18 protein-coding genes are annotated in these 21,499 nt (G+C 30.7%); all 18 read right to left on the bottom strand.

The features are described from left to right. Window positions 1-81 precede the first annotated feature (81 nt). Window positions 82-912, bottom strand: a complete 831-nt coding sequence (locus tag MKX66_RS21050) for an SGNH/GDSL hydrolase family protein (protein WP_341087060.1) — start codon at window positions 910-912, stop codon at window positions 82-84. Window positions 913-1,010: 98 nt separating this feature from the next. Then, complete coding sequence (gene tagU / locus MKX66_RS21045) at window positions 1,011-1,925, bottom strand: polyisoprenyl-teichoic acid--peptidoglycan teichoic acid transferase TagU (protein ID WP_341087057.1); 915 nt, start codon at window positions 1,923-1,925, stop codon at window positions 1,011-1,013. Between the two features lie 111 nt (window positions 1,926-2,036). Further along, window positions 2,037-2,876, bottom strand: a complete 840-nt coding sequence (rfbD, locus tag MKX66_RS21040) for a dTDP-4-dehydrorhamnose reductase (protein WP_341087055.1) — start codon at window positions 2,874-2,876, stop codon at window positions 2,037-2,039. A 3-nt stretch (window positions 2,877-2,879) separates the two neighbouring features. Beyond that, window positions 2,880-3,899 (bottom strand): dTDP-glucose 4,6-dehydratase, encoded by a 1,020-nt coding sequence (rfbB, locus tag MKX66_RS21035; RefSeq protein ID WP_341087054.1) that lies wholly within the window; start codon window positions 3,897-3,899, stop codon window positions 2,880-2,882. Window positions 3,900-3,910: 11 nt separating this feature from the next. Next, window positions 3,911-4,468 carry a dTDP-4-dehydrorhamnose 3,5-epimerase gene (gene rfbC, locus MKX66_RS21030; protein ID WP_341087051.1) on the bottom strand — a complete coding sequence of 186 codons (558 nt, stop codon included), beginning with the start codon at window positions 4,466-4,468 and terminating at the stop codon, window positions 3,911-3,913. Window positions 4,469-4,481: 13 nt separating this feature from the next. Beyond that, window positions 4,482-5,375 carry a glucose-1-phosphate thymidylyltransferase RfbA gene (rfbA, locus tag MKX66_RS21025; protein ID WP_341087048.1) on the bottom strand — a complete coding sequence of 298 codons (894 nt, stop codon included), beginning with the start codon at window positions 5,373-5,375 and terminating at the stop codon, window positions 4,482-4,484. A 75-nt stretch (window positions 5,376-5,450) separates the two neighbouring features. Further along, window positions 5,451-6,608 (bottom strand): beta 1-4 rhamnosyltransferase Cps2T, encoded by a 1,158-nt coding sequence (gene cps2T, locus MKX66_RS21020; protein ID WP_341087047.1) that lies wholly within the window; start codon window positions 6,606-6,608, stop codon window positions 5,451-5,453. Next, window positions 6,609-8,000: a glycosyltransferase gene (locus MKX66_RS21015; RefSeq protein WP_341087045.1), complete on the bottom strand. Its 1,392-nt coding sequence runs from the start codon at window positions 7,998-8,000 to the stop codon at window positions 6,609-6,611. A 58-nt stretch (window positions 8,001-8,058) separates the two neighbouring features. Beyond that, window positions 8,059-9,363: a glycosyltransferase gene (locus MKX66_RS21010; protein ID WP_341087044.1), complete on the bottom strand. Its 1,305-nt coding sequence runs from the start codon at window positions 9,361-9,363 to the stop codon at window positions 8,059-8,061. Between the two features lie 32 nt (window positions 9,364-9,395). Then, entirely contained in the window at window positions 9,396-10,742 is a 1,347-nt protein-coding gene (locus tag MKX66_RS21005; RefSeq protein ID WP_341087043.1) for an O-antigen ligase family protein, read from the bottom strand. 1 nt (window position 10,743) lies between these two features. After that, complete coding sequence (locus MKX66_RS21000; protein WP_341087041.1) at window positions 10,744-11,979, bottom strand: hypothetical protein; 1,236 nt, start codon at window positions 11,977-11,979, stop codon at window positions 10,744-10,746. A gap of 129 nt (window positions 11,980-12,108) precedes the next feature. Then, on the bottom strand, window positions 12,109-13,560 hold the full coding sequence (locus MKX66_RS20995) for a lipopolysaccharide biosynthesis protein (RefSeq protein ID WP_341087038.1): 1,452 nt from the start codon (window positions 13,558-13,560) through the stop codon (window positions 12,109-12,111). Window positions 13,561-13,710: 150 nt separating this feature from the next. After that, window positions 13,711-14,340, bottom strand: coding sequence for a hypothetical protein (locus tag MKX66_RS20990; protein ID WP_341087035.1), 630 nt, complete (start codon window positions 14,338-14,340; stop codon window positions 13,711-13,713). Window positions 14,341-14,398: 58 nt separating this feature from the next. Continuing rightward, window positions 14,399-15,466, bottom strand: a complete 1,068-nt coding sequence (locus MKX66_RS20985; protein ID WP_341087033.1) for a GNAT family N-acetyltransferase — start codon at window positions 15,464-15,466, stop codon at window positions 14,399-14,401. A gap of 235 nt (window positions 15,467-15,701) precedes the next feature. After that, complete coding sequence (locus MKX66_RS20980; protein WP_258237030.1) at window positions 15,702-16,781, bottom strand: glycosyltransferase family 4 protein; 1,080 nt, start codon at window positions 16,779-16,781, stop codon at window positions 15,702-15,704. A 57-nt stretch (window positions 16,782-16,838) separates the two neighbouring features. Beyond that, a complete protein-coding gene (locus MKX66_RS20975; protein ID WP_219920920.1) occupies window positions 16,839-18,227 on the bottom strand; it encodes a phenylacetate--CoA ligase family protein in 1,389 nt (462 codons plus the stop codon). 13 nt (window positions 18,228-18,240) lie between these two features. Then, window positions 18,241-20,211 carry an alginate lyase family protein gene (locus MKX66_RS20970; RefSeq protein WP_219920921.1) on the bottom strand — a complete coding sequence of 657 codons (1,971 nt, stop codon included), beginning with the start codon at window positions 20,209-20,211 and terminating at the stop codon, window positions 18,241-18,243. Between the two features lie 26 nt (window positions 20,212-20,237). Beyond that, window positions 20,238-21,479: a UDP-N-acetyl-D-mannosamine dehydrogenase gene (wecC, locus tag MKX66_RS20965; protein ID WP_219920922.1), complete on the bottom strand. Its 1,242-nt coding sequence runs from the start codon at window positions 21,477-21,479 to the stop codon at window positions 20,238-20,240. Window positions 21,480-21,499 lie beyond the last annotated feature (20 nt).

The raw sequence follows: 21,499 nt of genomic DNA, 5'->3' as shown, positions 1-21,499 counted from the left end.
CAGTTTAGTATAGCAAAAATAAGACAAAAAAAGAGAGGGTATTGTCGAACATATTTTGTCGACGATACCCTCTCTCATTTATTATTTAGCCACAAAATAATCCGTTACATATTGTGCCCAAACTTCATGTCCCTTAGCACTTGGGAAACCGAACTCTGTTTGTAAGTACGGTAAAATTGCTTTCGTTGTTGCATCAGGCCAAGCTCCCCAATGATCAACATATGTATAACCATTTTGCGTCGCAAATTGTTTTAAAGCTTCAATCGCTTTCGGATAATTCTTCGCACCATACACTGGGTTTGATGGTTGAATCATAATTGTAGCACCTTTTGCACTAGTAGAAAGTGCTTGCACAAACTTCTGTGTACTCGCTACAGAATTTCCATTACCAGTTTTTCCGTTGTCGGTAATAAATGGTGGTTCAAATAAAATTACATCCGGATTGTCTTTCGCAATCTCTTTATCGCGTTTATTCGCAATTAATTCCTCTGTACTTTCACCCTTATATTCCTTTACCGTCACATTCCATAAACCTTTACCGTAAGAAGCCTCTAAATTAGCAGTGAACTTAGCTATCCAAGCATCTTTTTCAGATGAAGAAGCTTCATCACCAACAATAACAAGATTTACTGCCTTCTTATCCTGAGCAGCTTTCTTTAACTTCTCTTTCACTGCATCAGGTAAGTTCTTCGCGTATGCTTCATTAAAAGATGACTTTGCATCTTGTTTTTTCTCTTCTTTTTTCTCTTCCTTCTTCGCTCCGCTATCTTTCACTTCAGCCTTTGTTTTCGTTACTTCACTCGTTTGCCCTGTTGCATTCGCAACCTTCTTATTCCAATATAGTTTACCGCTCACAACCGAAGCAATAAACAATACAAAAATAAATAGGACAAGTACTGCTTTCTTATTCATCGATTCACCTCATCTATTAATCTCACAATATATAATACTAATATAAATCTACGCATAAATAAACCCAACTCCTTCCAAAGGAGTTGGGTTATTACATATTACTTAGTCAATTCAAGATGTGCTCTTAACTTATTCGTTATATCTTGTTTTGCTGCATCTGGAACATAGTAGTACCAAATACCGTCAGCGGCTTTGTGGCCGTCACCTGGGATTTGAATTTCTTCACTGTTCTCCATACAATCTTTATAGTTCTTTTGAATATCAAACATTTGATCTTGTGTTAAACTTGTTTTAACGTTTTTCTCAATTGCTTTTAATACGTCACCATAGCTCGCTAGAGAAGAAACACTCGCACCCTTTTTAATTACAGCTTGGATGACTTGACGTTGACGCATTTGGCGACCGAAGTCACCGCGTGGATCTTCGTAACGCATACGAGTATACTTTAATGCCGTTTCACCATTTAAATGAATATTCCCTTTAGCAAAATGCGATTCCCTTGATGTAAATTCCAAATCATTATTTACATCAACACCGCCAACGGCATCTACAATATCTTTGAATCCAGCCATGTTTACTTCAATATAATGATCAACTGGTACATTCAGAAAATTCTCTACTGTTTTTACAGTCATATCAATGCCACCGAAAGCATAAGCATGGTTGATTTTATCCTTTTTGCCTTTCCCTACAATCTCCGTATAAGAATCTCGTGGGATACTCGTAATTTTCATGGATTTTGTTTTTGGATTTAAGGTAAATAACATAAGTGAATCCGATCTACCTGTTCCATTATCTTCTTGATCCACACCCATCAGTAAAATAGATATAGGTTTATTATCCGAAATATCTACTTTCTTATCTCGTTTGTCAGACTTATCACGATCCAAAGGCTTATGAACTGTATTTAACGTATTAGATACATTAGAGTAAACAGTATATGCATATACACCACCAGCAATAACAAGAACGCCAATGATACCTAGGATCCAAAATAGAATCTTTTTCTTCATCGTTTTTCCTTCTTTCAAATAACAAATTCAGTAATCTTATACTTACTATTATTCCACATAAAACTATACAGATTTACAAATCATTTGTAAACCACTGATGCTTCCACTATCTTATAGCTTCTTGAGAAAATCTTTTAAAGCTTCCTTCCAATCTTGGAACGATTCAAATCCATTTTCTTCAATCATCCCTTTGTCCAGCACTGAGTATTTAGGGCGTGCAGCAGGCCTTGGAAAGTCTTCTGTCGTTAGTGGATTGACCACTATTTCAATATTAGATTGCTTGAATATCTCTTTTGCAAACTCATACCAAGAACAAACTCCTGAGTTAGAACCATGATATATGCCATACTTATCAGTCTTTACAAGATTAATAATAAATCTAGCTAAATCCGCTGTATAAGTTGGTGAACCCACTTGATCATGAACAATCCCTAATTCTTTTCTATCTTCTGCTAAGCGTAACATCGTCTTCACAAAATTATTACCATATAAACCAAATACCCAAGAGGTTCTAACAATATAATTTTTTGAACAATACTCTTGTGTATACTGTTCTCCAACTAATTTCGATTTACCATATACAGTCTGAGGATTAGTTTGATCATCTGCTTTATATGGTTCATTTTTCGTTCCATCAAAAACGTAGTCGGTACTTACATAACAAAACTTTGCTCCCACTGCTTCAGCAGCTTGCGCTAAGTACTTCGTTCCTTCAGCATTGACTTTAAAAGCAGTTTCTTCATCACTTTCAGCTTGATCCACTTGTGTATATGCTGCCGTATGAATAATAATATCAGGTTTTATAGATAGTACTTTTTCACGTACTTGTTCTTCATTTGTAATATCTAGCTCTTCTCTACCAAATCCAAAAACTTCCCATGGTTGATTTTCTAGTAAACATAACACATCTTGTCCTAACTGACCTTTAGCCCCTGTTACTAATACTTTCATGTTTTATACCTCTAATCTATTCGCATATTGATTCTTGAAGTATTCTTGGTATTCTCCAGAAATGATATTTTCCCACCAATCTTGATTTTCTAAATACCATTTAATAGTTTGTTCAATACCTGTATCAAAGTTATACTTTGGTGACCAACCTAATTCTTCACGAAGTTTTGTCGCATCAATTGCGTAACGACGATCATGACCTGGGCGATCTGTAACATACTTAATTAGAGATTCTGGTTTATCCAATGCTTTTAAGATTGTTTTTACAATTTCAATATTTGTACGTTCATTGTTTCCGCCAACATTGTATACTTCACCATTTTTACCTTTATGAAGTACTAAATCAATTGCCTGACAATGGTCTTCCACATGTAGCCAATCACGTACATTTAAACCATCTCCGTATACAGGTAATTGCTTATCATTCAACGCATTAATAATCATTAGAGGAATCAACTTCTCTGGGAAATGGAAAGGTCCGTAATTATTTGAACAACGCGTAATATTTACAGGCAATCCAAACGTTTCATGATAGGCACGAACTAATAGGTCTGCACCAGCTTTACTTGAACTATACGGACTATTTGATGCCAAAGGTGTTTCTTCCGTAAAGTAACCCGTTTCACCTAAAGTTCCGTATACCTCATCTGTTGAAACTTGTAAGTATTTTTTTACTTCTGCATTTTTAGCAGCATCCAGTAATACTTGTGTACCTTGAATATTCGTTTGAATAAAGATATCGGGATTTGTAATACTTCTATCAACATGCGACTCTGCTGCAAAATTTAATACATAATCAAACTTTTCTTCTTTAAATAATTGATTAATAAACTGACGATCTGCTATATCACCTTTGACAAACTTATAATTAGATAATTCTTCAACATCTTTTAGATTCTCTAAATTCCCTGCATATGTTAGCGCATCTAAATTTACAATATTATATTCTGGATACTTCTTCACCATATATCGAACAAAGTTACTTCCAATAAACCCTGCGCCACCTGTTACTAATACTTTCATGTTATTCCTCCTTATTTCTCGTATACAAAATTAATATCTGCTTCTTCTAATAGTGGATGCTTAGTATCTTTTTCTGAAAGAATTGGTTCACTTACCGGCCAATCTATTCCTAATGCTGGATCATTCCATAGAATACCTGCATCATGGTTAGGAGAATAGTATTCATCTACTTTGTACGCCACTGTTGAATTTGGTACTAACGTACAAAATCCATGTGCAAATCCTTTTGGCACGACTAATTGACGCTTATTATGTTCACTTAAAATAACACCAACCCATTGACCATATGTAGGTGAACCTTTACGAATATCAACAGCTACATCATAAATAGCACCTGTAATACAGCGTACTATCTTTGTCTGTGCTTTAGGATTTAACTGGAAATGTAATCCACGTAATGTTCCAGCTGGTACTGATAGAGATTGATTATCCTGAATGAATTCATACTCCAAACCAAGTTTATCAAAAATATCTTTATTATAACTTTCCATAAAATATCCACGATGATCACCAAATACTTTAGGTTCTAAAATAACTACATCAGGAATCTTAGTTTCAACAATCTTCATTATACTTACTCCTTTATTGATAAATTGGTTGCTTTTGTCTACTTTGTTCTGCCAATCGAATTAAGTATTGACCGTATTGATTTTTTTTCATTGGCTCCGCTAATGAAAGTAGTTGCTCACGGGTAATATATCCTTTTCTAAACGCTATCTCCTCTAAACAAGCTACTTTTAAACTTTGACGTTTTTCAATTGTTTCAATAAATTGAGATGCTTCTAATAATGACTCGTGCGTACCAGAGTCCAACCAAGAGAAGCCACGTCCAAGAATTTCAACATGCAACTCTTGTAATTGTAAATAGACTTTATTTATATCAGTAATTTCCAATTCACCACGAGATGATGGTTTAATATTCTTTGCAATCTCTATAACACGATTATCATAGAAATATAAACCTGTTACAGCATAATGTGATTTTGGCTCTTGAGGTTTCTCTTCAATAGAAATAGCCTTTCCATCTTCATCAAATTCCACTACCCCAAAACGTTCTGGATCATTTACATAATATCCAAAAACAGTTGCCCCTTCTTGACGTTCTACAGCGTTTTGTAATAATTTTGTTAAACCATGTCCATAGAATAAATTATCACCAAGAACAAGAGCTACAGAGTCATCGCCAATAAACTCTTCTCCAATAATAAATGCCTGAGCTAAGCCATCTGGAGAAGGTTGTACAGCATATTCAAGCTTTATTCCAAACTGTGAACCATCTCCCAATAGCTCTTTAAAACGAGGCGTATCCTGTGGTGTAGATATAATTAAAATTTCTTGAATACCAGCAAGCATTAATACTGATAATGGATAATAAATCATTGGCTTATCGTACACGGGTAACAATTGCTTTGATACAGCTTGTGTCAGTGGATATAATCTCGTTCCACTACCTCCAGCTAGAATAATACCTTTCATAAATTACTCGCACTCCTTTTTATATCATAGAAATAGGGAATAAATCTGCCTAGATTCATCCCCTTCTAATTTCTGTTATGACTTTAAAAATAAAGATTCATAGTCACTTACAATTTTCTCCCATGAGTATTCATGGATAATTCTATCTTTCGCCTTACTACCCAATTCATCAATTTTCTCTTGTGAATATCGCTCAACATCATGAATTAAGTTAGCTAAAGAGCCACTTTCTTTAGAGAAGTAAACAGCTCCTTCTTCCCCAACCTCTCTATTAAACACTACATCTAAAAGCATATTTAATTTTGTAGAAGCCAACGCTTCTAATAATGATGGATTCGTTCCACCTACTTCATGCCCATGGAAATATGCAAATGCATTTTCACGAACTTTCTTCAATAGTTCTTGATCATATACAGTTCCAACAAACTTAACACGAGGATCCTTATCAAAATTCGTCTTTGCTAATAAATCTTGATAAAATTGATTTTGTTCAACGTTTGAAATAATTACAAAATCTTTCTTAGAATCTGATTTCATAAATTCACGAACCATTAGTTCATAATTGTTCTCTGGAACAAAACGACCAACCACTAAGTAATATTCATTAGCATTTACATTGTGTTTCCTATACCATTCATTTAACTTCATATCATCGTCTTTTAAGGATGATAATGCAACATCCGCACCATAAGCAATAAACGTTGTCTTTGGTTCATATTTTTTATAATCAGTTTTAATATAAGACTCGATACCTTTAGAATCACATACTAATAAATCTGCATGTTTGACCATTAGCTTCTCAGATACTTTCCAATATGTTCTGATAGCAGGACTCCATTTACTTCTCTTCCACTCATGACCATCTGGATTTACAAATACTTTTACACCCATTTTTTCTAGCTTATTTTTATAAAAAGAAAAGAATGGACCAATACGACAAGCAAGCACGTAAACAATGCAATTTGTAAGGCTATTTCTTTTAATATAACGGATGCACTCTTTTAAACTTAAAATATCGTACGCTACTGCTTTAGCACTACCGATTTCAGGTGTTTTCACATTAAAACATCTTGCATCATTATGCTTGAACTCATCATTATTATTAGCTAGACAAGATACGTGATATTGAATCTCTTCACTTTGTTTTCGAGCTGTTAAGTATTCTACAAATGTTTCGAATCCACCATACTTTGCTGGAATTCCTTTCGATCCGATAATAAATACATGCTTCATTTATTCTTCTACTCCTGCTCTTACCTCTTGATATAGGCTTATTATTTCATTCGTATGTTGTTCCATAATGTAAGGGAATTTCACTTTTAATATATTTTCATTTATTTTCTCTAATACCGAAGGATTGTCCAATATTAAAGACAATTTATTCGCAAAGTCATTTCCATCCGCCTTATAAATAAACCCAGTTTCTCCATCTTCTATTAAATCCTTAAATCCGACATGTTCAGAAACCATGATAGGAACACCATAAGATTGGGCTTCTAGGCCAATAAATCCAAATGTTTCTTTCCAAATGCTCGGAACAATTAACAAATCAATTCCATTAAACATTTCTTTTAATTGACTGTACTCATATCGCCCATGAAAAGTATAATTCTTTGGATTATAGGTTTCTGGATCATTTAAAAAATCACCATATACATTTAAATGCCAATTTTCATATCCATTTTCCTTCAAGCAATCCAATGTATCTTTTAAAGCATAAAAACCTTTATATACGTCTACAGGGCCCAGATAGCCAAATCTTAAAATCGAGCTCTTCTCCGTTCTATATAAACGCTCTTGACGGTGATCATAAATATCTTTATGACTAATGGAAATCACTTTTCCTTTTACATCTAAAAAGCTTTCGAACTGCTCTTTTGCAACAGAACTATTAAAATGGAAATAGTCTATTAATGCAAACACTTCTAAATAATACTTGCGTAATTCTACATATTGAATAGCTAGATTATTATCTAATTTTGTTACCTTTTCCGGTATACTAGATACTTCTACACTCTTTTTAACTTGCTTTTTTTTAAATTTCCTTAGTGATTTCACAATACTACTATCCTTTAAATATCTATATGGATATGATTGCATAACATAAATCATCGGAGAACTAAGAGCATTAATATTACACGATAGACAATTACGACCAGAATTGAAATCTTCGCAAATATTTCCTTCCGTATCCATAAAATTAACCTTGGGACAAAGACCAAAATAATCATGCGTAGTGAATACTAGCTTTATAGATAGGTCCTTTGCTACTTCAAAAAACTCTTTATGTATTCCCATCAAAGTATGAACATGAATTACATCTGGACTTATTTGCTTTAAATACTCTTCATAAATTTTCTTATCCACTTTTTTCATAAATAGTTGTGGTTGATTAATACCATTTAACAAGGAAATAGGTAAAGGGTTTACAATCTCGTAAACCCCTATGTTTCTATATGATTTATTCTTTTTAATAGCTAGTTTGCTTGAAGCCGTAAACTTTCCAGGATATAGAAGAAATACATCATGCTCAATTAATTGTTCAAGCATCAAGTCTACCGAATATTTTGTTAACCCACCTGTACGAAATGGGGGTAAACCTAATGAGATATGCAGAATCTTCATTTTACTCCCACCTCTATTTCGAAAATACCTTCAACAACATAAAACATGTTGCCTATAACTATCTTTTAATAGATAGCTTCTTTCCTAAATCTTTACCAACATTAATCCATTTATAATCAACTGCTGGTTTATTCCAATTCTCATTTGAAACTTCTCCTACTGCAGTAGCATATAGAGATTTAATTGCATTTAAAATACTATCTTCTTTGTTCAAAACTGTAGGCCCTTTATCAACTTGGTGTACAAGATGACTTAATTCATCACTTTCATCCCCTAGTATTGTCCAGATAGGAGCTTTACTCCCTAGATATTCATATACTTTACCAGGAACTTGAGTACTATTTTTATTTCCATATAATAATAATACATCAGCATATACTACATACTTTAACGCTTCCTTATAAGGAATTAATGGTTTTATTGTTACATTGTCAAATTCTTTTAATTTCAACTCATCTTGTTGCCTATCAAATTGACCAATAAAAATAAAGTGTAATTTATCAAACAAATTCTTATTTTCAATTTTCAATTTATCTAACGCATCACATAATGGGGTAATATCACGTAACGATTTATATATAGTCCCGGTATGAACAATATTAATCTTATGCTCTTGCAATTCTATCGGCTTTTCTTCTTTTTCCTCTATATCGCGATATAAGTTTTCATCATAACCACGGTATACAACATCGGTAATCTCCGGCTTTAAATTATACTTACTAATATACATCTCCTTTGTACTATTAGTAGTGAAAAGTAATTTATCTACTTTCCCAATAATATTTCTCTCAATCTTTTCCTCTATAAACGTTTTAAAGCTAGACCTTTCTTTTCTTAGGCTATCTCCGTTCCAAGGATCGCTCCAATACCCCACCCATGGCAAATCGGGATAATCTTTTTTTAGTTTATATGCAACAACATGACTAGAAGGTGTTTCATGCATAGAAAATATACAATCATATCCTCTTTTTTCTTCTAGCAAGTCTACTGCTTTTCTATAAGCTGGAGTAATCCATTGTAAAAAAGGATCTGGAATTAGAATATTTCTTTTTACAAAACCAGCGATTTTCTTTTTTAAACTAGAAGTCGTTTTATTATTAATAGAGCCCCCAAAATTATGGAGTGGTTTCTTTGTATAAGAAACGTTATAAAGTAAGCCAGGATTTACTCTATGAACGCGTACTTCTTCGTCAAATACCTCTTCTAAATTTTCATCATAGGCAATAGAATCTTTCGGATAATCTACAGCAATTACATCTATTTCATTTCCTAAACGACTCAAATAGTTTATATAATTCAATGCTCGTACATTCCCCGAACCAATAAAAGGAGGGAGTTGCGTCGCAATAAATAAAATTTTCATTGTATCATAACTCCTTTTGTATCATTTAACATTTATATACCTACTTTCTTTTTACTATTAAAGTTATTTTCATAAAAAATCAACCCAAATGTAAGGAACATAAATATAAATATACACACATTATAATATTGGTTAGGGTTAAAGTTTGAAGTAATAAAATTCCCTGTAAATAAAATTATAGGAAACCAAACATCCTCTTTAAATTTTTTAATAAGAATTATAAACATATAAATATAGACAAATAAATATGCAATAAGGCTAAATATTCCTTGTTCTACAAGAACATTTAGGAATTGTGAATGTACAACTATATCTTGAAAACCATAATACATATACGCATTATAAATATACTGTCCTGCACCAACACCTAAAGAAAGATGAGCCATAGCAATTTCTATAACCTTATCAAATTGAACAAATCTGTTTGATTGCGTTGCTCCCCTATCTAATATTAATATTTCATATACGCTATCGTATAATACATATATAAATATACAGAAGAAAATCATACATGAAATTATAAGCATAATCCTAGTAAATAATTTTTTATAATTTAAATCCTTAAAATATGTGAAAAAGATAAATATTAAAAACTCTACACCAACAGCTAAATATGCAATTCTCGTCAAAGTTAACAATATAAAAATAAAATTTAATATAAAAGCCGTTAAGGTAATTAAATTTCTATTCTTATAAAGATAGTATAATAGTACCGCAAATAGAATTGTGCCTAAATTACCAGCACCATTACTTGCACCAACAACTCCCCATACCCTTTTAACAACTTTTACACCTTCTGTGTAATCTATACTTGCATTTGGATTAGAAAGTAAAAAGCTTTTATTAAACATATATTGCATTACTGAAAGCAATGAATTCACAATCGAAAATACTAATATTGATTTGAAAATAATTTCATTACCTTGCTTGTTATTACTATTTTTAGAAGTTAAGTAAAACCATACAAGTAAAAATAGAGTTGTTAAAAAAATCAGCAAATGATGTACAAATAAGTCTATATCATATATTTCTAAAGTATTATATTGTAGGATTATTAACGCAATAATGAATGTATACACAAACCCCATTGTATAGAAGTAGCTTCTATTTCTATTATTAGCTCCTGGTAAATAACCTCTTTTGGTTCTTAATAACATGGAGTAACCAATTAATGCTAATACTATCATTAACATAACACTAGAAAATAAATGTATATATACATATTCTATGCTATTGATAAAAAATTTATAATCTAAATTCACAGAAATAGTTATTAATATCAACACAATTCCAATCCTATTTGAAACTCTATTTTTAAACATAAACAACATGAATATATAGGCTAAAAACACAAACATAATAAATAAAATTTTACTCATTTTAATAATCACCAATTCTTTTAGTTGAAAAAGACAAACTATATTCCCCCTGAATAATAGGGATATTCACTTTATTATTTCTAACTTCAATTTTTTCGCCATTAGGCAATAATATAGCTTCCAAGTTAATACTATTTATTCTTAATGTTAAATTATTCATTTTAATGTCTCTTTTAAAGGGACAATTTATAATAAAGCTATTCTTTTTCTCATTTACTTGAATCTCTATATGATCTCGAAGGTAAACATAATCAGCCAATTCACTACCCGTACAATACCATACATTCTTGGTTTTCAAATAATTAAACAGATGCAACAGGCTATATTTATCATCAATGATATTTGGCGCTTGTCTTCTACCGTCATCTCGAGAGGGAGCCATATGTTCTTGAATACTGATTACCAATTTATTATCTAATAAGTAATCTACTGTTTTCATTCTTTTTTTTATTAGACTTCCTTTAAGAACTTTTTTTATTAGATCTTTAAACGATTTAATCTCTTTCTTTAACAAATCATTCATTAATGCCCCATTTACAGTCGAAGGAATGTCTACTACTTTATTTTTTCCAAAGTATTTAATATCATAATTTGTTAACCGATTAAAGTCTTTTCCACCTATGGCACAGTTTGATTCTTCCTCAAGCCCCTTGTTCCAAAACCTGCACCACCAAGAAAAACCTGCTTTGTCTATACTGTCATCTGAATATTGATTACTTGCATATCCACAATACTTTCCACCCTTAGCATACTCTCCTGTGGTATCCTTAAAAATCTCGTTACCATATTCAATTGTTGCAACTGCTTCTTCCACACTTTCAAATAATTCCCATTCTTGTTTAAAGTCATTATTGGTTATTCCCACTTTACCATGGGTCGTCCCATGATATGTAAGCTCAAACTTAGGATTTTGATGAATTTCTCTAAAAAATTTTTTAGTCTCTTCATCGCAATTTATAAAATTTGAAACAGAAGGTATTTTAGGGTTTTCAATCATTCCTACTCTAATACCCACAGGAACAAAAAAGGTAACCTTCACGTTTGGAAAAAAAGAGAGTATGTCTTCATTTAAAAATCGAAAAGAAGAATTATCTTCATTCTTCCAATAACCCCAATCTTCCCCTAATTCCAGTTTTCCATTATTAGTAGTATCTACCCATACATTTGCTAGATCATCTATCATAAATAAAACTGGGGAATCTGCATCATTAAACCACTTACATATACTGATATTCATAACATTTTCTCCTCAATAAAGGTTTGATTCTACTCCCAAAACCGCAATACTTGTTAGTACCATTTTTTAATACCTACATTTACATACATTTAATTCTAGAATTTTAGTTATGGATATTTTTTAGTGAACTCACTTTTTCCTTCTATTGGCAATTGAGGCAAATAATCTTTTTATTTCTTTTACAGTAATGAATCTAAATAAAATTAATAACACTACATATACTAAACATAATAGTATGTCTAAACAAAATTCGGCATATAAATTTCCTATAGGAGATATTAAAGTTATATAAACTCCATATAGCAAAAGAAATATAATAAAATATCTATATGGGTACCATAGCCCTAGACCTAAACTATAATATTTTTCACTAAAATAATAATAAAGAATGTTTGCTATTAAATAGGCAATAATTGTTGCAAGTGCAGCACCATTAATACCTAATTTAGGGACGAGCAAAATATTTAATACTATATTTATAATGGCGGTAATTACAACGATAACTGAATTTAATAGCATTTTATTAGCAATATGTAACCCTAAAGAATAAAACTGCCCCACTCCCCACACAAAATATGAAATCGTGATTAGTGGGATAATCTTATAGGCACTTAGATATTCATCAGTAGCTAAAATACTTATAGCTATCTTACCGAAAATGGCTAATCCGAAGATACAAAAACACCCTATAATATTATACCAATGAAACATTTTTTGTATTTTTTCTTTACCGTTAGTTTCCTTATAAACTTTGAACTTAAAAGATGTAAAAATTTGTGCAAATGGTGTAATAAAAACAGGATTTATTAACATTCCTATTTTATAAGCTATTGAATACATCGCCACTGCTGAATAGCCAACCATACCTTTTATAAAAAAACGGTCAACTAAATTTAATATCCATGCTGATACTTGTCCGAGTAGCATCCCTCCTCCATAATGAAGCATTTTTTTTAAATAATGCTTCTGGATTTTAGGCCTGTAATGTTTTAAATTTAAAATAAACAAAACAATAAACACTATTAAATTCGAAAGTAAAACAGCTTTTAATATACCAATAATCCCTTCTCTTATTACTCCAACAAAATAAGAAGCAAATAACAAAGTTAATACTAGAATAACTAACTGTATAATTGCTGATTTAAAAGCTTTAAATTCCATTGCATAAAAACTAGAGTATATAGAAATTAAGCATGTTAAAACGGAACTAATCACCATCATCCTTAGATATAAAGCTACCTGAGGATCTCCATTAAAGACATATTTTGAAATAAATGGGCTTACAAAGTATACAATTATAAAAAAAATGCCTCCCCATAGAAGCGAAAAATTTAAAGCCGTATTTTTTAAGTGATACTTATTTTTAACATCATTAAAAAATCTTTTCATCCCAGAGTATACTTCAAGTGTAATTGCTAATGACAATAGTTGTTGGATTGTATTTAACAATTCATATTTCCCATATTCTGCTTGGGCTAAGTTTTTGGTATATAAAGGAATAAGTAGCATATTTATTACTTGGGTTAAAATTGCAAAAACCACATAGATTAATCCATTGGATGCTACCTTTTTATTGTCCATATTCATATTTATTCACTAATCCCCAGTTATCTGTTTAATTATAAAAAACCATTCATATCTATTGCCTGATTAAATCGAGTCCTTATTATTTAATTTTTTAAAATATACTTTTTAATTGTACAACCTATTAAAATTACAATGCCGAATTATCTATACGTTAGCTACATGTGAATTTTTCGAAATAGTTTTTCTAAACTTAGAAAAATGGATATAATAGTAAGAAATACATTTATTAAATCCTATTGATATATACGTCCGCTTCGAGTACATGTTATTACTTAATATATTTACTATAGCAATTGAACACTTTAGTTCCTTTGCCAACTCTAACCGAGATAAGACTGAAAATTTATGAACTCCCTTACCTCGTTTGTCGATAAAAGTATAGTCATCAAATAAATAAATTGAGCCTTCATTAACTTTAATATTACTATTTATAGTTCCATCTCTTGTTTCACCATGGGCAATATGAAAATAACCACATATATTTCCCTCTTCATCTTCCACAACATACGGTAAATGCACCTGACTATGGCGAATGCGTTCTTCCAAAATTTTATATTTATTATCACTTAATTCATCGCTATATAGATTTTTGACACTAGTAAGATGTGCTATATTCATACGCAATAGTCGATATGGATAAACTTCCTTACCACTAGTAGAATTATACTTGGTTAAATCTAATTGATAACCATGAGAGATGGTAAGAATTTTTTCTTTTATGCTTCTAAATGTACCTCGTACACCCTTATTTTTGATCTTACTAAATAATTCCATCACCTATTACTTTCACTCTTTTCCTTATTAGGGTTCTTTCATACTTCGTATACCATATTTAATTCATTTTACTTTTTTGTCTTATTAAATGTCTTTTATAATAAATAAAACTAAACAACGTATTTCCTTTTTGGGTATAAGTATATATTTCTTCAATATCTTTCATAAATTTCAACTTATAAAAATCAGTACCAGTACCTTCAGAATGTAATTTAATTCCTTTATTAAAACTGTCCCTAATACTTTGTTCTACTGAAATAGTACCCAATTCTAATCCTCTAAATTCTCGATCATAAGATGCGTCAAAGCAGAATTTTATATTATTAAAGAAAAAGTTTAATCTATAAGCTACATTTTTCTCATTTATACTACAAAATACAACTTCGCTATTCAGACAGTTACTAATAGTTTTTACAAAATCTCGTTTATCCTTATCCAGATAAATACAACCCTTTTCATCTTCTAACTTTGTCTTTGAGATTCTAATAATATCATTAAAATCTTCCTCACTTAGCTTTTTTATAACAGAATTATACTCTAACTGTTGCTTGCCCATCTTATTAAAAGCTGTTCTAATATTTTGCTTTAATTTCTTCGAATAAACTTTATCTCGATATTCTTCAAAATTATCATATTTGTTAATAGATAAATACGGGCAACCTGATAAAACAGATATATTTTCACTATTTAAATTAAAATTCTTTGTAGATTGTGGTATATAGCTCAATTGTAGCAAATCAAATTTTTCATTTTCATATAAATAATTAAAAATTTGCTCTAAATCTTGTTCTTTTATATCTCTACCTATAATATCAATAAAAGTTCCAGCCCACTGTTGTCCTATAAATTCTATCAAACTTAATTTAACACCATACTTTTTACGTGTTACTTTCATAAATGGTGCTATTGCTACTAATTTTGAATTTTTATATAAGAAAATAACCATTATTTTCTTATCATAACCAAATTGATTATCCTCTCTCTTGTAAAAAACATCGATAAAATTTTCAATCCAAACAAAAGAAGACGTTATATTTCTATGCTTTGCTTCATTTTCAAATTTAATCCACTCACTTTTTTTACTACGTATAGCTTCTAGCGTATTACAAACATAGATCTGATACATTTAAACCTCCACGCGCATCATATTTATTGGTTCCTTTATATAAATCCCACACAAGAACATAATTCGATTTCAAATTTAGCTATGATTAAAAACAACCATACAATCAAAAAAACTTTTTTTAAAAGCTTGATGGCAAACAAACCAACACTTAAAGAAGTTGACATAACTTATCATTAGAATTCTTAAACTAGAAAAAACACATTTATTTTGATGTTTGGAATATGCACTTTATATATTAAGTTATATTTATTTGCTTATATATTCTTAATAAATTCTCACCATTATTATCCACACTTATATTTTCAATACTTTTTCTATATTTCTCATAATTTTCCATAACATCACTTGCCGTTTTATATAAATCTTGATGGTCTCTTGATTTAAAAATTATTGTTCCATCTGGTCTCTTGCAAACATTACTTGCAATTGCAGGAATTCCGTAATAGATTGCTTCAGCAATGGAAACTCCAAACCCATCCACATTGGTTGGCCTTATAAACAGCTTACTCCTTTTAACTATTGGATAAAACTCTGTATCTTTCACTTCAAATAACAGAATTTGATTATCTAGACCATATTCGTTAATTCTTCTCTTCAATTCTTCATAATAATTTTTCTCATCTTGATTTTGCCCTTGAACGTCTAGCACAGCAAATAGTAATTTAACATGCCTTCCATTTAAAGCTAGCTCTTTAACCAAATCTATCAATAAATCAATACCATATAAATCTTGTCCATTATAAAACCTAACGCATCCATTAGCGCAAATTATAAAGTCTTTACTTCCAATAAACTCCTGAATATTTGATGGTATTTTCTCATAGTCTTCTTTTAATTCTATAGGATTGATATACGCAGAAAGAGTAATTATTTTTTCTTTATCAAATCCTAAATCAATTAATTCCTTTGTATTTATTTCGTTTACACATATTATCTTATCAATTTTTTTCAGGCTATTAATTAATAAATGCCTCACTATAGTTCCAGAGCTATTAATTTGGTCAACTAAGCTTTGACCATGTACAGTAAGAATAATATTTTTACCCAAAATCTTATATAATCCTAGTAACATTCTTAAACGTTTATCCAAAGAATGAAAGTGAATAATATTTCCTTTTAGAAAGGGAATTTTAAAAAGGAACATTTTATATTTCTTGATAGCATATATATTCCTATTCAAATCTTCTTGTTTGAACTCATCATAAACGATACACTGTATATCCTTACTTTCCAAATATGCTTTCATTCTTTTAATATGAACAGAAATACCCCCCATAGGTGGAGGATATGGACCTATAATATTAATTTTTTTCAAGTATACTCCCTCTCTCTATTACACTTTCACCCTTAAATCTACATCATTTTTTAAATTCTATTTTTGTAAATCAAGATGCTGTATAAGAAACTTATGCTTACCTCTTTTAGTTCTTTCGATATTATCAGTAATCTCTATCTCCACATCCAATGTGTCACTGGTTGCTTTACGCATTTTATTTATTATTTCTAACTTATCCTCTTCATTTAATCTTTGCTGCTCAACTATCTTCACAATAACTTTTCCTTTTTCAAATTGCTCCAGCTGCATAGATTTTATCTTGCTAAAAGCATAAAAATGCTGTGCAAAAATAAGGGCCGTTAAGGATACCTTCGCACCGCTATAAGTGATGATTTGTTCCAGTTCCCTTCCCTCAAGACCCTTTATTAATTTATAACTTCTTCCACAACTACAATTAGTCTTAGTATTAATTGCAATATCTCCTGTTTTATATCGTATAAAGGGCATCACATAGTTATTTAAGTTAGTAGCTATAATTTCGCCTCTTTCATTTTCTTCCGTAGCGTATTTACCTTGTTCATTAATTAATTCAACTACACCATATTCACTTTGAATATGATAATAATCACTTTTTTCACACTCTCCGGCTATACAACAATGCTCCGTATGTCCATAAAAGCTAAATACTCTTACTTTAAAAGCTGCTTCTATATTTGTTCTCTGAAAATCATATAATTTCTCAGAAGAACATAATATAGCTTTTAAATTATTAACTTTTACTCTTTTACCCTTTTCTAACAGAAATTTCGATAAAATATCAATTGAAGAAGGATATGCCTGAATAAAATCAGGATTAAACTTTTCTATTAATCTAATGTAACGCTCTATATTTTCCTCAGTTAAATCATATGATGATAAGATAAGATTTCCACCATCATATTCAGCAATATCCCTTTTTACACTATTGCCCCTTAATATAACAAAACGATTTCTTTTTCTTACATCATACCCCACCCGTTTCCATAGATGAGTAACGAACGCCCATTCTCCTGGACCTGCAATCTGCTTATTTTCATAAAAGCCTAATGGTGTTCCTGAGGAACCTCCTGTAGTTAAATATAAAAGATCTTTTTGACTAATTTTTTTAGAAATTAAATCATTAAAGTTTTCCTTTATAATATCCTTTGTTAAATAGGGTAATTTTTTTAAATCTTGATGAGTCTTAATTTCTTCTGGTTTTAATCCTCTTTCATCAAATACATTCTTATAATATTCAACATTTTCATATGCGTATTTTAATAGTTTTTGTAATTGTTCAAGTTGGTACTCTCGTTGTTTTTCTTCTTTCATTTTCTCACAAATTTCCAATTCTTCATAAATACTTCTAAATACTTTTCCATATCTATAATAGTCAGGAATTAAATCCCGAAAATACTTAATAGGTTGAAGTACCTCTTTTGGTAATTTTTTTAATATACGTTTCAAACTGATCATCCTTTTAATTAGCAAACGTTATAGACGTTTCTAAAAAATTTCCACAGTGTTCCACAATAATTTTTTTACTTTTTCTCTTTATACCATAGCTACTGGAAACATATATATCTTCTATTTTTATAGCTACATCCTCATTAAAATTAATATTTATATTGAGATTATTTTTACTAATATATATTTCATTTGCTGTATATCTTAATGAGGATACAGGATCCAATATTAAATTTATTTTATAAGAAAGCTGGTTCCTCTTCCCAAGTAATTCATCTTTAATATACATATTATTTCTCTCTAATAAAAAGCTTCTTTTATGTATGACACCACACTTCTTTAAATACCCTTGATGTTGACCAACAAATTTATTAGTATGAGTTTCTATACACTCTGAAAATGTTTGCTCTTTCATATAAAATAAATTTTTAACGTCAAAATCATTCTGTTCATAATTAGGGATTTCCAATGTATTATGCATAGCTGTACTTCTAAATAGGTTACGCATTTTATAATCCCCAGTATAAATAAAAGCACCTGGATCAATAAAAATATCTTCCCCGTCTATATTTAGAGTAAAACTTAATTGATCATTATGACTGTGTACTCCTTCACCCCTAAAGGAATTTTCCCCGCAACGAATACAGCAATATGCTCTTTCATTTCGAAGAATATAATACCCTCCATTTTCAAAAGAATTGGAACTTAATATTGGCATAACCTCATTATTATTCCATTCCCCAATTAACCACAAGGCCTCCTCTTTATAAGAAGATCCATAGTATCTAAAGTCTTCCCGATTAAAATATTCTCCGCTAATAGCTAATAAATGTCTAAAATCATTTTTAATCCATGAGCCATACTTAGAAAAAATAATTAACCTTCCATCATCCGCATCGCCAATTAGCGGACTTCTACCATTAGGTTGTGTAAGATGCATAATGAATTCACACATCTTTTCTAAACGTTTTAAATATCCGGTAGAAAAATTAATATTATTTTTGGTACATAAAATAGTTGTCATTAAAAATAGTTCTGTGACTAGTCTATGATACGATGTGGAGGCTTCATAATTTGTTCCATCTTCATTTACTTGAACATACATTTCTTTCTCCAACTCTTTAAAACCATACTCTAGCCAACGTTTAGGATTGTTTTCATTCCATATACCTGAAACTTTAAAATCCCCAAAGTATATGCCTATCCAAATTAATCCTATAATATCAGACAAATAATGATTCCCAGTATAATCACCTTTATTCTCCAAATTTTTATAAATAAACTTTCCATGGAGATAAAGATTTTTATGGAATTTCATCCAAAACTCTTCGTTTATTTCTATAGAGTCCTTAAAGAAATAATAACCTATAATCCAATTTACCGCCCGTATTGCTACATCCATCGTACATGCCCAGTTTACAGACATTTCAATAGGATTCTTCTCTATCCAATCTAATAATTGTTCTTTAAATTCTCTTGCATATTTCTCATCTTTAGTTATCCAGTATGCCTTGCCTATGGTAGGAATATGTTGGAATCTAGATAATTCCCACGGAATTTTCACATCAGCATTATTACTTAAATCAACTATTTTTATATCTTTATAAAATTGATTTTCCCAAACAAATCCTGTTTTAAAATCCTTGTTCCATGGTATTTTTTTACCTAATTGGACATCTCCAGAACCTAATAAATTAAAAACATGATTATATATTTTATCTGCATCCCTAATAGTTTCTGCTTCCACATCTAATTTTTTTAATTTATTTACATAATCTAATTTCTCTTTCGTTTTAAATAAAAAGTTACATAGTGGTTGAAAGTCTTTAAAGACTTCTTCCTCTAAATCAATTAAATTCCTCGAAACAATTATTTTACGTCCCTTATAATATATTGCATCATATGATTTTTGAGCTACCTTGCGAGCAATTATATGAACTGGTTTTCCCTTTAATTTGTATATCTTCTGTAAGAAGCTTGACATTCTTGCCCTCCAAAACAGTTTATAAATTATTTAATAAATCCTTTTGTATCAATAACAACTTTCTCTTTTAATTGATCAAAGTCAATGGAACTAAAAACTTCGTGATCAACTAATACTAAAATAATATCTGATTTAGCTACAGCCTCTTCAATCGAAAGAAGTGAAATTCCTTTTTCTTGAAGAGACACTGGTAATTCATTTACATGTGGCTCTACTGCAATAACTTCTCCTACACTAGATACCGCTAAATGTTTAACAATTTCTAAGGCAGGACTTTCACGTAGATCATCAATATTTGCTTTAAATGCTAATCCTAAACAAGCAATTACTGGATTTTTAAAACGATCTGCCTTCTCTTTTACCTTCTCAACAACATACATCGGTTTATAGTCATTAACATTTCTTGCAGTGTGAATTAATTTTGCTTCTTCTGGAGCAGCATCTACAATAAACCAAGGATCTACAGCGATACAATGACCACCAACACCTGGCCCTGGTTGTAAGATATTCACACGCGGATGGCGGTTTGCAAGACGGATTAATTCCCAAACATTAATATTTAACTTATCACATATTAACGATAGTTCGTTTGCAAAGGCAATATTTACATCACGGAAGGAATTCTCAGTCAATTTTGCCATCTCAGCTGTTCTTGCATTCGTATCAAGAATTTTTCCTTTTACAAATTGTTTATAAAATTCCACTGTACGCTTGGTAGATTCTTTATCCAATCCACCGATAATACGATCATTTTCTACTAGTTCCTTTAAGATATGCCCTGGTAATACACGTTCTGGACAATGCGACACATAAATTCTACCCTTTTCACTATGCATTTCCTCAGAAGTTGTTAAATCTGATCGTTCTTCTAAAATCCATTCCGCAACCTTTTCAGTTGTACCAATTGGACTTGTAGATTCAAGAATAATAATATCCCCATTTTTTATAACAGGAGCAATTGTTTTCGCAGCAGCCTCTACATATGCTAAATCTGGTTTATGTCCATCTTTAAATGGCGTTGGCACTGCCAAAATGAAAATATCTGCTTCTTCAGGCTGCAATGATGCCTTTAATTTCCCACTTTGCACCGCTGCTTTTACTAAAATATCCAAATCCGGTTCATAAATATGTACTTTTCCACTATTAATCATTTCAACTGCATTTTCATTTACATCGACACCATGTACTTGAAATCCTTTAGTTGCTAGTAAACTAGCAGTTGGTAACCCAATATATCCCAGACCCATTACACAAATCTTCTTATCCATTTTTTCAACCTCTTTTCTAT

The sequence above is a fragment of the Bacillus sp. FSL R9-9530 genome, from assembly GCF_038008145.1.
GTDB lineage: Bacteria > Bacillota > Bacilli > Bacillales > Bacillaceae_G > Bacillus_A > Bacillus_A mycoides.
This window is presented reverse-complemented; position numbering and strand designations above follow the sequence as displayed.